This window comes from Mesorhizobium sp. CA7 (assembly GCF_020165015.1).
Lineage (GTDB): Bacteria > Pseudomonadota > Alphaproteobacteria > Rhizobiales > Rhizobiaceae > Mesorhizobium.
Genome location: NZ_JAIUHH010000024.1, coordinates 17,597 through 29,923, shown reverse-complemented (window position 1 = coordinate 29,923; position 12,327 = coordinate 17,597). Strand labels below are relative to the sequence as shown.

14 protein-coding genes are annotated in these 12,327 nt (G+C 64.8%); 2 read left to right on the top strand and 12 right to left on the bottom strand.

Annotated features, from left to right (window positions below):
• Positions 1-305: 305 nt before the first annotated feature.
• The 4 genes from mepA to LB552_RS27420 all read right to left on the bottom strand — a co-directional run bounded on the left by mepA (position 306) and on the right by LB552_RS27420 (position 4,259).
• Positions 306-1,388, bottom strand: a complete 1,083-nt coding sequence (mepA, locus tag LB552_RS27435) for a penicillin-insensitive murein endopeptidase (protein WP_224611254.1) — start codon at positions 1,386-1,388, stop codon at positions 306-308.
• A gap of 131 nt (positions 1,389-1,519) precedes the next feature.
• Positions 1,520-2,422 (bottom strand): SDR family oxidoreductase, encoded by a 903-nt coding sequence (locus LB552_RS27430; protein ID WP_224611253.1) that lies wholly within the window; start codon positions 2,420-2,422, stop codon positions 1,520-1,522.
• Positions 2,423-2,434: 12 nt separating this feature from the next.
• Positions 2,435-3,586: a tRNA epoxyqueuosine(34) reductase QueG gene (gene queG / locus LB552_RS27425; RefSeq protein ID WP_224611252.1), complete on the bottom strand. Its 1,152-nt coding sequence runs from the start codon at positions 3,584-3,586 to the stop codon at positions 2,435-2,437.
• A complete protein-coding gene (locus LB552_RS27420; RefSeq protein WP_095767936.1) occupies positions 3,567-4,259 on the bottom strand; it encodes a glutathione S-transferase family protein in 693 nt (230 codons plus the stop codon). Before LB552_RS27420 ends, queG begins: the two co-directional genes overlap by 20 nt.
• Positions 4,260-4,420: 161 nt before the next feature.
• Between LB552_RS27420 and LB552_RS27415 the strand changes: the two genes are divergently transcribed.
• Positions 4,421-5,227 (top strand): undecaprenyl-diphosphate phosphatase, encoded by an 807-nt coding sequence (locus LB552_RS27415; protein WP_224611251.1) that lies wholly within the window; start codon positions 4,421-4,423, stop codon positions 5,225-5,227.
• 231 nt (positions 5,228-5,458) lie between these two features.
• Here LB552_RS27415 and LB552_RS27410 read toward each other — a convergent pair whose 3' ends face one another.
• The 8 genes from LB552_RS27410 to rph form a co-directional block, all read right to left on the bottom strand.
• Positions 5,459-5,836, bottom strand: coding sequence for a YraN family protein (locus tag LB552_RS27410; protein WP_140847882.1), 378 nt, complete (start codon positions 5,834-5,836; stop codon positions 5,459-5,461).
• Positions 5,829-6,725 carry a 16S rRNA (cytidine(1402)-2'-O)-methyltransferase gene (rsmI, locus tag LB552_RS27405; protein WP_176477050.1) on the bottom strand — a complete coding sequence of 299 codons (897 nt, stop codon included), beginning with the start codon at positions 6,723-6,725 and terminating at the stop codon, positions 5,829-5,831. The genes LB552_RS27410 and rsmI overlap by 8 nt, the downstream gene beginning before the upstream one ends.
• Positions 6,726-6,841: 116 nt before the next feature.
• Complete coding sequence (locus tag LB552_RS27400; protein WP_224611250.1) at positions 6,842-7,168, bottom strand: hypothetical protein; 327 nt, start codon at positions 7,166-7,168, stop codon at positions 6,842-6,844.
• Between the two features lie 200 nt (positions 7,169-7,368).
• Positions 7,369-7,689 (bottom strand): hypothetical protein, encoded by a 321-nt coding sequence (locus tag LB552_RS27395; RefSeq protein ID WP_224611249.1) that lies wholly within the window; start codon positions 7,687-7,689, stop codon positions 7,369-7,371.
• A gap of 95 nt (positions 7,690-7,784) precedes the next feature.
• Positions 7,785-8,957, bottom strand: a complete 1,173-nt coding sequence (hemW, locus tag LB552_RS27390; RefSeq protein WP_224611248.1) for a radical SAM family heme chaperone HemW — start codon at positions 8,955-8,957, stop codon at positions 7,785-7,787.
• Positions 8,954-9,646 (bottom strand): RdgB/HAM1 family non-canonical purine NTP pyrophosphatase, encoded by a 693-nt coding sequence (gene rdgB / locus LB552_RS27385; protein WP_224549333.1) that lies wholly within the window; start codon positions 9,644-9,646, stop codon positions 8,954-8,956. Before rdgB ends, hemW begins: the two co-directional genes overlap by 4 nt.
• A complete protein-coding gene (locus LB552_RS27380) occupies positions 9,646-10,056 on the bottom strand; it encodes a VOC family protein (protein WP_224611247.1) in 411 nt (136 codons plus the stop codon). Before LB552_RS27380 ends, rdgB begins: the two co-directional genes overlap by 1 nt.
• A 184-nt stretch (positions 10,057-10,240) precedes the next feature.
• A complete protein-coding gene (rph, locus tag LB552_RS27375) occupies positions 10,241-10,957 on the bottom strand; it encodes a ribonuclease PH (protein ID WP_027169620.1) in 717 nt (238 codons plus the stop codon).
• Positions 10,958-11,177: 220 nt separating this feature from the next.
• On the opposite strand from rph, the gene hrcA reads away from it, so the two are divergent.
• Positions 11,178-12,260, top strand: a complete 1,083-nt coding sequence (hrcA, locus tag LB552_RS27370; RefSeq protein ID WP_095767927.1) for a heat-inducible transcriptional repressor HrcA — start codon at positions 11,178-11,180, stop codon at positions 12,258-12,260.
• The last annotated feature ends 67 nt before the right edge of the window (positions 12,261-12,327 follow it).

Here is a 12,327-nt window from a genome sequence, read left to right as displayed (position 1 = left end):
AAACGCCGGAGATTGGTTGAAGCCACCCCAACTTCGTCATTCTATGGCGGAGCAAGGAGCGAAGCGACGCGGCGCAGACCATAGAATCCATGCCGTTACGACGAGGCGCCGCCACGGTGCAGAATTCTGCTCCGTTGCACGCCTTGGCGAAGGTAACGGCATGGATTCCAGGGTCTTCGCGACGGAGCTTCGCTCCTGCTCCGCCCTGGAATGACGATCGCGATGGGCGTTTTCAGCCAATCTCCAGGGCATGCCGCCTGCCAACGCAAACAGAGCCGACCGGTCAAAATCCTTGTGCAGGGCCGCTAGTTCCCGGGCCTTGGCCTTGGCAGCGGGATGCCGATCTTTGGCGTCGGCGCGAAAGCGCTTGCCGCCGCCGGGATCGCGGCGTTGCCGCTGGAGATCGTTTCCGCCGGCTCGGTCGGCTGCGGTTCGGCCACGGCCACCGCGGCATCGCCGCCGCCATGATAGGTCACGGCCTCCAGCGAGGGCGCGTCCGGGGCATTGACCACGTCCTGGCATTGCTTGGGCAGGTTGGCCATCGTCATCAGGTCGCGCGCCTTGGGCGCATCCGGATTCTTGTTCGGCCGCCACGGCTCCTCGGTGAACCACCAGGCCAGCGGCTTGCCGCAGCCATCGTCGTCCGGCGTCGTCTCTTGCCCCTTGCAGAAGGGCGAACCCGGCTGGCAGCCGATGCGCATATGGAAATGATAGTCGTGGCCCCAGAACGGCCGGATCTTGCGCAGCCAGGAGCGGTCGCCGGTGACGGTGTCGCAGAGCTTCTTCTTGATGCCGGGATTGACCAGGATGCGCTCGACCTCAGGATAGCTCGCCGCGCGCTTCAAAAGCCGCGTATGCGCCGGCGTCCACAGCGCGTCCTTCACCAGATGCGTTTTTTCGTCGACCATCAGCGTCGCGCTCATAGTCTCGCGCTGCGCGATGGTCAGCGGCCGCTTCGGCATCGGTGTCAGCCAGATATCGGCGTCGAGCCCGATCTGGTGCGAGGCGTGGCCGGTCATCATCGGTCCGCCGCGCGGCTGCGAGACATCGCCGACCAGAAGCCCCGGCCAGCCATCCGCCTGGGCATCGCGCGAAAGCTTCTCGATCAGCGCGATCATCGCCGGATGGCCCCAGCGCCGGTTGCGCGACGGGCGCATCACTTCCCAGGTCGGGCCGTCCATCGGCAGCGCGACGCCGCCGGTGAAGCAGCCTTTCGAGTAGAAGCCGAAGGATTGCGCGGGCGCCACGGCCGGCAGCTTTCGGGCGCCGAACAACTCCTTGGCACGGGGTTCGGCCGAAATAGCGACAGCCGCCAGCGCGGCCAGCGCCACCAGCGCCAGCGCGGCGGTCAGGAACGGCTTGCGGTCAGGCAGCGATCGCAAATTCATCAGGCTGGGTCCCTCTCCAGTCTATCCCTTTGCCGCGCGTCAAGCGATCTGATCAGGAACGAATCATACCACGCCGCGCGTCCCACAGCGATCAAAGCAGCAGAAGATGATCGTCCTTCACCCTTTCGGCATCATCCTCGCATCGGGCTGCGCGGCTCTCCGTCCCGCCAGTTGCCCTCAGTCCACATCCGCTCCAGCGCCACCCGGTAGTTGGGAAACCGGAGCCGGTAGCCGGCCGCCTTGATCGCCTGATTCGCGACGCGCTTGTTCTCGCCATAGAAAGACCGCGCCATGGGCGAAAGTTGGGCGGTCTCGAAAGGAATTTCGGGCGGCGGCTCGATCCCCATCAGCCCGGCGGCGTAAGCCACGACGTCCTGCGGCGGCGCCGGCTCGTCATCGGTGACGTTGAAAATGCCGCCGAGATTGTTTTCCGACAGAAGCCAGAGCGCCCCGGCGATGTCGTCGCAATGGATGCGGTTGAACACCTGTCCCGGCTTGACCAGCCGCCGCGCCGTCCCGTCCTCGAGATTGGCCAGCGCGTTGCGGCCGGGTCCATAGATCCCGGAAAGCCGCAGGATCGCCACCGGTTTGCCGATCGCCCGGCCAAGCTTCAGCCATTCCTGTTCGGCCGCCATCCGCATCGTCGAGCGCTTCGACACCGGCCGGCACGCGCTGGTCTCGTCCACCCAGGCACCGCCATGGTCGCCATAGACGCCGACGGTCGAGAGATAGCCGATCCATTCCAGCGCCGGCATCTTTGCCCGGATCGTCTCGCTGGCGGCGTTGAGCACCGGGTCGCCGGCCTCGTCGGGAGCGATCGAGACGATGAGATGCGTGGTCCTTGCGAGCGCCTCATCCAGTTCAGTCGATAGTGCGCCGTCGAATCGCAAGGGCTCGATGCCGGCCGACCGTAGCGCCTCGAACTTTTCCGGCGCCCGGGTCGTGCCGGCGACCGGCGCGTGGTGCGCGTTGGCCTGCGCGAAAGCCTTGGCCGAATAGCCGGCGCCGAAGATGAAGAAGCGTCTTTCGCCCATCGATGAACCCCTTCAATCGGCCTTCGCCGGATGTGCCTGCACCGCCAGCCATTCTTCGCGGACCGTCGCATCCGTCTCGGCTTTCGCAGCTGTGGCGGCAAGATCGCCAAATTCGCGGTCGGAGAGCAGTCGCGACAGGGCCCAGATTGCCGCACCCCGCACCAGCGGCGAGGGGTCGCCCAGCAGGCGACGCACAATCGGCATTAGCGAAGCGTCGTCCGAATTGCCGGCGGCAATCAGCACGTTGCGGACAAAGCGGTCGCGGCCGATGCGCTTGACCGGCGAGCCGGAGAAGAGTGAGCGAAATCCTGCGTCGTCGAGCGCGAGCAGCTCCGAGAGCGGCGGCTCGCGAAGATCGGCGCGCGCGGCCAGCTTTGCCTCGGACGCCGCGCTGGCGAACTTGTTCCACGGACAGGCGGCCAGGCAATCGTCGCAGCCATAGATGCGGTTGCCGATCTTGTCGCGGAACTCGCGCGGGATCGGCCCCTTGTTCTCGATGGTCAGGTAGGAGATGCAGCGCCGCGCATCGAGCCGGTAGGGCGCGGGAAACGCACCGGTCGGGCATACGTCGAGACAAGCGCGGCAGGAGCCGCAATGGTCGATTTCGGGCTGGTCCGGCTCCAGCTCGGCCGTGGTGAAGATCGTGCCGAGGAACAGCCACGAGCCATGCGCGCGGCTGACCAGGTTGGTGTGCTTGCCTTGCCAGCCGAGCCCCGCCGCTTCGGCAAGAGGCTTTTCCATCACTGGTGCTGTATCGACAAACACCTTCACGTCGCCGCCGGCCTTCGCCACGATCTTGCCGGCGATCTCCTTCAGCCGGCCCTTCATCACGTCATGATAGTCGCGGTTCTGCGCATAGACCGAGATCGCGCCGCGGTCGCGCTTTTCGAGGACATCGCGCGGGTCGCGGTCCGGGCCGTAATTCATGGCGAGAACGATGATGGAGCGCACCTCCGGCCACAGCGCCGAGGGTTCGGCGCGGCGCTGAACAGTGTCGGCGATCCACTCCATCGAGCCGTGGAAACCATCGGATACGAATTCGGCGAGCCTTGCTGGCGCCAGCGGGATCGCGTCCGGCCGGGTCATCGCGACAGCCTCGAAGCCGGCGCGGCGCGCCTCCGCCTCGATCAGCGCGCGCAAGGTTTCAGAAGTCGAGGTCCGCATAATGCGATACCGGCGAAAGGCCGCGCACCCGGTCTGAAAGCAGCGGCCGGAACGACGGCCGCGATTTCACCCGCGTGTACCATTCGCGCGCGGCGCCATGTTCGCGCCAGTCGATCTCGCCGAGATAATCGAGCACCGAAAGCGTCGCCGCCGCCGCGAGATCGGCGTAGGTTACCTTGTTGCCGGCCAGCCAATGGCGCGTGCCGGCGAGCCAATTGGTGTATTTCATGTGCTGGCGGATGTTGGCGCGCGCGGCGCGGATGGCGGCCGAGTCCGGCGAGCCGCCGCCGGCGGTTTCCGGCATGACCGGCTTCAGCACGCGCTCCCGCACCAGATGCCGCGTCACTTCGCTTTCGGCCTTCGCCAGATACCAGTCGGTCAGCCGGCGGATTTCGGCGCGCTGCATCGGATCTTCGGCGAACAGCCGCCTGTCGCGCTTGAGCACACCGCGCGTCTCGTCGAGATATTCGGCGATCACCATGGCGCCGACGATCGGCACGTCGCCTTCGGCGAGCAGGATCGGCAGCGTGCCGGCCGGGTTCAGCGCCAGGAACTCCTTGCGCCGCGTCCACGGCTTTTCCTCGATCAGCGCCAACTCCTCGCCATACTCGCCGAAAGCGAGGCGCACGAAGCGGCAGGTGGCAAACATGGGATGATGGAAAAGCGTCAGCATGGTTCCGCGATGAAAAGGCGCACTGGCGAATCGGTGTCAGCGCCGATAAGTCTTGGCCGCCCGATTCCAGGGACTGTCATGGTGTTGCGACCTATAGGGGGACTTCCGCCCCATGACAAGCAAGCCCTTCCCTTAGCCGTCATTCAAAAGCAGAGGTTGCCATGGAAAGCCAGACCATCGTCGAAGCGCTGCTGCTTGGGTTGCTGGAGGGCCTGACCGAGTTCATCCCGGTGTCCTCGACCGGCCACATCCTGCTTGCCGGGCATTTCCTCGGCTTCCACTCCACCGGCAAGGCCTTCGAGATCCTGATCCAGCTCGGCGCGATCCTGGCGATCCTCAGCGTCTATTTCAGCAAGCTGTGGCAGATGCTGATCAAGCTGCCCAGCGATCCGCAGACCCGGCATTTCGTCGTCGGTATCCTGATCGCCTTCCTGCCGGCCGCCGTCATCGGCGCGCTGGCGCATGATTTCATCAAGACCATATTGTTCGAATCGCCCCGGCTGATCTGCATCATGCTGATCATCGGCGGCGTGATTCTGCTCATCGTCGACCGCATCAACCTCAAGCCGGTCCACCATGATGTCGAGGACTTCCCGTTGAGCGTTTATCTCAAGATCGGCCTGTTCCAGTGCCTGTCGCTGATCCCCGGCACCTCGCGCTCCGGCTCGACCATCGTCGGCGCGCTGCTGATGGGCGTCGACAAGCGCGCGGCGGCCGAATTCTCCTTCTTCCTCGCCATGCCGACCATGGTCGGCGCCTTCGCCTTCGATCTTTTCAAGAACCGCAACGTGCTGACCTCGGCCGATTTGCCGATCATCGCCGTCGGCTTCATCGCCGCCTTCGTCACCGCGCTCATCGTGGTGCGCTTCCTGCTCGATTACGTCTCGCGCAACGGTTATTCGCTGTTCGGCTGGTGGCGGCTGGTGGTTGGAGGACTCGGGTTGGCGGCGCTGATGGTCTGGGGGTGAACTGAGGTCGCTCTCTTATACTGCTTCGTCGAGTTCCTTCGCGCCCCCCTCTGCCCTGCCGGGCATCTCCCCCACGAGGGGGAAGATTAGCAGTTCCGCCAGCGGCACCACCTCTTGCAACGTTGGCGATTGGCGAAGCGAGAGCGACATCTGATCTCCCCCCTAGTGGGGGAGATGGCCGGCAGGCCAGAGGGGGGCTGTCCCGCCAGCCCATCGCCGTTGGGCAGACCCTCAACTCTTCCCGTAAAACGCGTTCTCGACATGCACCGGCCAGCGCCAGGGCAACACCGCCACCATGTCGAAGCGCATCGACAGCCGGCCGTAATCCGGCTGGCGCGACAGCCACAAATCCGCGGCGCCCTCGATGCGGCGCTCCGATTCGCGGCCGATCGCTTCCATCGCCTCGACCAATGTCCGCCGCGCCTTGACCTCGACGAACAGCACGAGGTCGCCGCGCCGGGCGATGAGGTCGATCTCGCCGAGCCTGGTGCGGTGGCGCCGGGCAAGGATGCGATAGCCTTTCAGCATCAGCGCCAGCGCCGCCAGCCACTCGCCGCGATGGCCGCGCCGATAGGCCTTTCGGCGATGGCCGACCGTGCGTTCAGCCATCCCCGTCCGCCTTCAGCTCCAGCAGTCGCCGATAAAGCGCCTGCTTCTGCCCGCCGGTCATTTTTGCCGCTTCCGCTGCAGCCTTCGATGCCGGCATTTCGGCCGCAAGCGAGAGCAGGAGGCGGTCGATGTCGGCCGGCTGGTCCTCCGCCGCTTCGGGCGGACCGACACAGATAACGATCTCGCCCTTCGGCGTGTCGGCCGCCGCATAGTGGTCTGCCAACTCGGCAAGCGTTCCGGTGCGCATCTCCTCGAACGTCTTGGTCAGCTCGCGCCCGATGGCGGCTTTCCGCGCGCCGCCCAGCGCCTCGACCATGGCGCCGAGCGTCTCTGCCAGACGGCGCGGCGATTCGAAGAAAATCAGCGTCGCCGGCACCTGCTTGAACGTCTCCAGCTTGGTCAGCCGCTGCCCGGTCTTCACGGGCAGAAATCCGGCGAACAGGAAAGCATCGGAAGGAAGGCCGGAAGCGGTCAGCGCCGCAAGCGGAGCCGAAGGTCCAGGGATGGGCACGACGCGAATGCCGCGCTCCAGCGCCTCGCCGACCAGCCGGTAGCCGGGATCGGAGACCAAAGGCGTGCCGGCGTCGGAAATCAGCGCGACGCTCTGTCCGGCGGCCAGCGCCTCGATCAGCTTCGGCCCGGCCTCGCCCGCATTGTGCTCGTGATAGGCGGTGGTGCGGCGGCGGATGCCGTAGCGCTCGAGCAGCACCCGCGAGACGCGCGTGTCCTCGCAGGCGACGATGTCCGCTGCGGCCAGAGTCTCCAGCGCGCGCAGCGTGATGTCGGCCAGATTGCCGATCGGCGTCGCCACCAGATAAAGCGCCGGCTGAAGCGGCCGCGCCGCGATCTCGCTTTGTCCGATCAGATAGCTGCGTTTGTCGCCGGTCACCGAATGCCCCTCATTCCGAGCAATTCCCAGGAAAAGTGCGTCGCGGTTTTCCGTCCGGAATTGCGTAAGAACCAAGGCTGTTTCGCATGGCTGACGCCCCGTTGCAAAACGTGAGGTCAACGCAACGAAATCGCCTTGCCTTTGCCACAGTGCGGAACGAAACCCACATCGGCGAATTTAACCCCTGATTCCCCGGGAGGAGGCAGGACCGAACGATGCCCAATCGCTTCGATATTTTTATCAGCCGACTTGAAAGCAAGACCGCCCGCGAGGGCATCCCTCCACACCCCATCGCCGCCGAGTCCGGCGCGCGCCGCGACAAGGCCGACCAGAAGCCTGTCCGTCACGGCGAGGCGCATGGCGAGAAGCACCGCGGCAAGCACCGCCAGAAGCACGACGCTTAAGGCGTCGCGTCCATCGTCATTGGCCGCGAGCGGCCCCACTTCGTCATTCCAGGGCGAAGCAAGGAGCGAAGCGACGCGCGCAGACCCTGGAGTCCAGGCCGTTACATAGACGTTCCGCCAGCGGTGCAGAATTCTGTTCCGCAGCGTCCTGCGCGTTGGTCACGGAATGGATTCTCGGGTCAAGCCCGAGAATGACGAACGCGCGGGAAACGCCACATCTCAGAGAGGGAAAACCAGCGCTACTCGTCCATAATCTCGCGTATTGATTTCGTAAGCGGTATGTACTGATCCAGAGTAAGTCCGTTCAAGTCGAATTCTATCGAATCGTCTTTTGCGATTGTCCTTAAATTTATCCCGACATAAGTCATGAAGCTACGCACGACGTCAAACTCGCTCAAGCCCGATGTTTTGTGTTTCTGCGATTTCCGGTTTCTGATGAACACGGTCACTGCTTCATAGAGGTCGGGATGCTCATGGGATTTCGAAACCTCGGTCAATCCAAATTCAAAAACATCATCCGTGTTTAAAGTTCGCAGCGTCTCATGGATCAGGAACTTCATTGCAGGTCCCATTGGATGCATGGAAATGGCATTCGGCTAGGCAAGCCAAATATCTAACATCATCGCGCAGACTGACAAATCAGTTGGCTGCCGCGCTACCTGGCCAAATCCGCCACCACCGCATCCAGCACGATCATCCCCGCCGTCGTGGCGCGCAGGCGGGCGTTGCCGACAGGCGCCACCAGGCCTTCTTCCTGCAGCACCGAGAGCCGCGCGCTTGAAAGGCCGCGACCAGAAAGCGCCTCGTAGCGCTGCAGGTCGATGCCTTCGGCCAGCCGCAGTCCCATCAGCAGGAACTCGTCCGCCTCCTCGGAACGCGTCAGGATCTCGCCGCCGGTGACGCCGTGGCCTTTGGCCTCGACCAGATTGGCCCAGGTCTCCGGCATTCTTTCCGCGATCGTCACCGTGCGGCGGCCGTTCTCGACGAAGCGGCCATGCGCGCCGGGGCCGACGCCGACATATTCGCCATAGCGCCAATAGGTGAGGTTGTGCCGGCTCTCGGCGCCCGGCCGCGCGTGGTTGGAAATCTCATAGGCCGGCAGGCCTTGCGCCGCCGTTGCCTCCTGCGTCAGCGCGTAGAGGTCGGCAGCATGATCATTGTCGGGCAGCGTGAATTTGCGTGCCGCGTAAAGCGCGTGGAAAGGCGTGCCTTCCTCGATGGTCAGCTGATAGAGCGAAAGATGGTCGACAGCATAGCCGATCGCCTGTTCCAGCTCCGCCCCCCACGCCTCCGGCGTCTGGCCTGGCCGCGCGTAGATCAGGTCGAAGGACAGCCGCGGGAAGATTTCGCGCGCGAGGCCAATGGCGTGCAGCGCCTCCTCGACATTGTGCAGTCGGCCGAGAAAGCGCAGATCCTTGTCGTTCAGCGCCTGCACGCCGAGCGAGACGCGGTTGACGCCGGCGGCGCGATAGCCGCGGAAACGCTCGGCTTCGACCGAGGACGGGTTGGCTTCCAGCGTCACCTCGATGCCGGCCGGCACCGTCCAGTTCTTCGCCACGGCCTCCAGGACGGCGGCCACCGTTTCCGGCTTCATCAGCGACGGCGTGCCGCCGCCGAGAAAGATGCTGGTCACCTCGCGTGGCCCGGTGCGGGCGCGCATGGTCTTTAGCTCCGTCTCGAAGGCGCGGGCAAAACGCTCCTGGTCGACCGGCTGGTGGCGGACATGGCTGTTGAAGTCGCAATAAGGGCACTTGGCCGCGCAGAACGGCCAGTGGATATAGACGCCGAAGCCGGGGCTGCGGTCGAGCGGTAGGGGCACTGCGCTCATGCGGGTCCTGATCGCGCCAAATCCAATCTGGCCAAATTCAATCGCACTTCGGCGAATTTCTGAAAGGCGCGGGCGCGGTGCGAAAGCGCCGTCGCCTGGCCGGGCCTCCAGCCATGCTTTTCTTGTGCGCTCATCTCGCCAAAAGTCTTGTCGAAACCGTTGGGCAGGAACACCGGATCGTAGCCGAAGCCGAGCGTGCCGCGCGGCGGCCACACCAGCCTGCCTTCGGCCTCGCCGCGATAATATTCGGCCTCGCCGTCGGGAAAGGCCAGGCAGATGACGGCGACGAAGCGGCCGGTGCGCTGCGAAGGGTCCGTAGCGCCAACCTCCTGCAGCGCCACCTCGGTGCGCTGCATGGCCATGCCGAAATCCCTGCTGCCGTCCGGCGTCTCGGCCCAGTTGGCGGTATAGACACCGGGCGCGCCGTCGAGCGCGTCGACGCAGAGCCCGGAATCATCGGAAAGCGCCGGCAGACCGGTCGCCTTGGCGGCGGCATATGCCTTGATATAGGCGTTCTCCTCGAAGGTGGTGCCGGTCTCGTCCGGCTCGGGCAGGCCATATTCCTTGGCCGATTTCGCCTCGAATCCGAACGGCGCCATCAGGTCGGCGAATTCGCGCAGCTTGCCTTCATTGTGGCTGGCGACGACGATCTTTTTTTCCCCAAGGGAATGAAAAGGTTGCGAGTGCATCAGAAACCCCAGATCCTTGGCTCGGCGAATTCGATCGAATTGCCCGACGGGTCGCGGATATAGATCGAGTGCCCGCCCTGCGGCCATTCGAAATCGCTTTCGATGGCGATGTCGTTGGCGGCGAGATGCCTGCGCCATGCGGCGATTTCATCGGCGGTTGCCGCAAAGCAGAGGTGCCCTTCGCCGGCCGTGCCGTGCGGCGGCACCTTCAGCCGAGCGTCCGGCGTCGGCGGGATTTTCGTCGCCTCGGCGTTGAAGAGAAGCAGCACGCCGTCGCCGCAGCGGAAGAAGACGTGGCGCCCTTCGACCTTGCCCAAGGCTTCGAGGCCGATGATGTCGCGGTAGAAGGCTTCGGCGGCGTGTAGGTCTGTGACGTAGAGGGCGGATTCGAGAATTGCGGAGGGTATCACGAGGCCCCCCTCTCTGCCCTGCCGGGCATCTCCCCCTCAAGGGGGGAGATTAGCTGTGGCCGCGCCGGCACCTCTTCTGCAGCATTGGTGATTGGCGAAAGCCGGCGTGACATACAATCTCCCCCCTTGAGCGGGAGATGGCCGGCAGGCCAGAGAGGGGGGCCTAGGCTCGGCATTCGAAAACCTAAGCCACCGCCATCTGCTGCAGGCTCACCAGCCGCGAAATGCCCTTCTTCGCCAAGCCCATCAGCGCCGCGAACTGCTCCTCGGAGAAAGGCTCGCCCTCGGCCGTGCCCTGGATCTCGACGATACCGCCCTTGCCGGTCATGACGAAATTGGCGTCGGTGCCGGCCGAGGAATCCTCCAGGTAATCGAGATCGATGACCGGCTGGCCGTCATGAATGCCGCAGGAAATCGCCGCGACATGGTCCTTAAGCACCTTGGCGACGCTCACCATCTGGCGCGCTTCCATCCAGCGCAGGCAATCGTAGAGCGCCACCCAGCCGCCGGTGATCGAGGCCGTGCGGGTGCCGCCATCGGCCTGGATCACGTCGCAATCGACGGTGATCTGCTGCTCGCCCAGCGCCTGCAGGTCGACCACGGCGCGCAGCGAGCGGCCGATCAGCCGCTGGATCTCCAGCGTGCGGCCGCCCTGCTTGCCGGCGGAGGCTTCGCGCCGCATGCGCTCGCCGGTCGAGCGCGGCAGCATGCCGTATTCGGCCGTCACCCAGCCCTTGCCGGAATTGCGCATCCAGGCCGGCACCTTTTCCTCCAGGCTCGCCGTGCACAGGACATGCGTGTCGCCGAACTTCACCAGGCACGAGCCTTCGGCATGCTTGGAGACGCCGCGTTCGAAGGAGATGGCGCGCATTTCGTCGGCTTGGCGTTTGGAGGGGCGCATTCGGCCTTCTTTCTTGTCGTTTCCGGAATCGTGGCCGGCTTGTAGACGTATGCGCAGCATGGCGCAAAGGAAAACGAGGTCGCAACGGAAAACGGGCTGCGCGACCGCAAACGCGCCACCGGTGACCGCAAACGCGGCACCGTGTGACCGCGAGCGCGGCACCGGGTTGCGCCGCCGTAGCTTAAGTCTATATCTTTTCGGAAGGAGGTTTCTCGCCGGAATGAACAAACCAGTCGATCCGACGTCGCAGTCGCCGGTACTTCAGTCACTCGACATGCGCTCGCGCGATATCTTCCGGCGGATTGTCGATTCCTATCTGCGCGACGGCGAGCCGGTCGGCTCGCGCAGCCTGTCGCGCATCCTGCCCTCCTCGCTGTCGCCGGCCACCATCCGCAATGTGATGAGCGACCTCGAGCATCTGGGGCTGATCTACGCGCCGCATGTTTCCGCCGGGCGGCTGCCGACCCAGACCGGGCTGCGCTTTTTCGTCGACGCCTTCATGGAGCTGGGCGACCTTTCCGACGACGAGCGCCGCACCATCGAGGCGCAGGTGCGCGCCTCCGGCTCGGGCGCGACGCTGGAGCATATGCTGACCGAGGCCAGCCAGATGCTGTCGGGCATGTCGCGCGGCGCCGGCCTCGTGCTCGCCTCCAAGCACGAGGTGGCGCTGAAGCACATCGAATTCATCCAGCTCGAGCCCGCAAAGGCGCTCGCCGTGCTGGTGTCGCAGAACGGCGATGTCGAGAACCGCGTCGTCGACCTGCCGGCCGGCACCACCGTGTCGCAGCTGCACGAGGCGTCCAATTTCCTCAATGCGCATATCCGTGGCCGGACGCTGGCCGAGGCGCGGGCGGAAATCGCCCGCATCAAGGACGAGACCAGGGCGGCCCTCGACACGCTGTCGCAGGATCTGGTCGAGAAAGGCCTCGCGGTCTGGGCCGGCGCCGAAAGCGGCCTGCCGGCGCGCCTTATCGTGCGCGGCCGCGCCAACCTCCTGGAAAACGTCACCGCTCAGGCGGACATAGAATTGCTTCGCCATCTGTTCGAGGATTTGGAAACCCAGGACGGACTGCTGCAGCTGCTCGATCTCGCCGAAGAGGGGCCGGGCGTGCGCATCTTCATCGGCTCGGAGAACAAGCTGTTTTCGCTGTCCGGCTCCTCGCTGGTCGTCGCTCCCTATCGCGACAAGGACGCCCGCGTCGTCGGCGCGCTTGGCGTCATCGGGCCGACCCGCCTGAACTACGCCCGCATCGTGCCGATGGTCGATTACACTGCACAACTGATTTCCCGCATGCTTCGTTAGGTGTATCGATATTCAGGTGAGGCCGGCCTGACCTGAACCTCGACACAGCTGAGGGTGCTAAGGAGAA